The organism is Streptomyces sp. NPDC004065 (assembly GCF_044903565.1).
Classification (GTDB): domain Bacteria; phylum Actinomycetota; class Actinomycetes; order Streptomycetales; family Streptomycetaceae; genus Streptomyces.
In genome coordinates, this window is sequence record NZ_JBJDQT010000063.1 from 1 (window position 1) to 1,710 (window position 1,710).

Sequence of the window (1,710 nt, forward strand, 5' to 3'; positions counted from 1 at the left end):
GTTCGGCGGTGTCCTACTCTCCCACAGGGTCCCCCCTGCAGTACCATCGGCGCTGTGAGGCTTAGCTTCCGGGTTCGGAATGTAACCGGGCGTTTCCCTCACGCTATGACCACCGAAACACTATGAAACTCTCAACCGGAACCGCACGCCATGGCGGCTGCGACGGTTGTTCGTGGTTTCAGAACCAACACAGTGGACGCGAGCAACTGAGGACAAGCCCTCGGCCTATTAGTACCGGTCACCTCCACACGTTACCGTGCTTCCAGATCCGGCCTATCAACCCAGTCGTCTACTGGGAGCCTTACCCCATCAAGTGGGTGGGAGTCCTCATCTCGAAGCAGGCTTCCCGCTTAGATGCTTTCAGCGGTTATCCCTCCCGAACGTAGCCAACCAGCCATGCCCTTGGCAGAACAACTGGCACACCAGAGGTTCGTCCGTCCCGGTCCTCTCGTACTAGGGACAGCCCTTCTCAAGACTCCTACGCGCACAGCGGATAGGGACCGAACTGTCTCACGACGTTCTAAACCCAGCTCGCGTACCGCTTTAATGGGCGAACAGCCCAACCCTTGGGACCGACTCCAGCCCCAGGATGCGACGAGCCGACATCGAGGTGCCAAACCATCCCGTCGATATGGACTCTTGGGGAAGATCAGCCTGTTATCCCCGGGGTACCTTTTATCCGTTGAGCGACGGCGCTTCCACAAGCCACCGCCGGATCACTAGTCCCGACTTTCGTCCCTGCTCGACCCGTCGGTCTCACAGTCAAGCTCCCTTGTGCACTTACACTCAACACCTGATTGCCAACCAGGCTGAGGGAACCTTTGGGCGCCTCCGTTACCCTTTAGGAGGCAACCGCCCCAGTTAAACTACCCATCAGACACTGTCCCTGATCCGGATCACGGACCCAGGTTAGACATCCAGCACGACCAGACTGGTATTTCAACGACGACTCCACCCGAACTGGCGTCCGGGCTTCACAGTCTCCCAGCTATCCTACACAAGCCGAACCGAACACCAATATCAAACTGTAGTAAAGGTCCCGGGGTCTTTCCGTCCTGCTGCGCGAAACGAGCATCTTTACTCGTAGTGCAATTTCACCGGGCCTATGGTTGAGACAGTCGAGAAGTCGTTACGCCATTCGTGCAGGTCGGAACTTACCCGACAAGGAATTTCGCTACCTTAGGATGGTTATAGTTACCACCGCCGTTTACTGGCGCTTAAGTTCTCAGCTTCGCCCCACCGAAATGGAGCTAACCGGTCCCCTTAACGTTCCAGCACCGGGCAGGCGTCAGTCCGTATACATCGCCTTACGGCTTCGCACGGACCTGTGTTTTTAGTAAACAGTCGCTTCTCGCTGGTCTCTGCGGCCACCCCCAGCTCAGAGCGCGAAGCTCATCACCAGAAATGGCCCCCCTTCTCCCGAAGTTACGGGGGCATTTTGCCGAGTTCCTTAACCATAGTTCACCCGAACGCCTCGGTATTCTCTACCTGACCACCTGAGTCGGTTTAGGGTACGGGCCGCCATGAAACTCGCTAGAGGCTTTTCTCGACAGCATAGGATCATCCACTTCGCCACAATCGGCTCGGCATCAGGTCTCACCCTGCATGAGTGGCGGATTTACCTACCACTCGGGCTACACCCTTACCCCGGGACAACCACCGCCCGGGATGGACTACCTTCCTGCGTCACCCCATCACTCACCTACTAAC

Annotated in this window: 2 rRNA genes (1 of these 2 only partly in view); both read right to left on the bottom strand. The window is 57.2% G+C overall.

Annotation, left to right across the window (positions count from 1 at the left end):
- A 5S ribosomal RNA gene (rrf, locus tag ACI2LW_RS33530) occupies window positions 1-117 on the bottom strand.
- Window positions 118-208: 91 nt separating this feature from the next.
- Window positions 209-1,710, bottom strand: a 23S ribosomal RNA gene (locus ACI2LW_RS33535) (it continues 1,366 nt past the right edge of the window).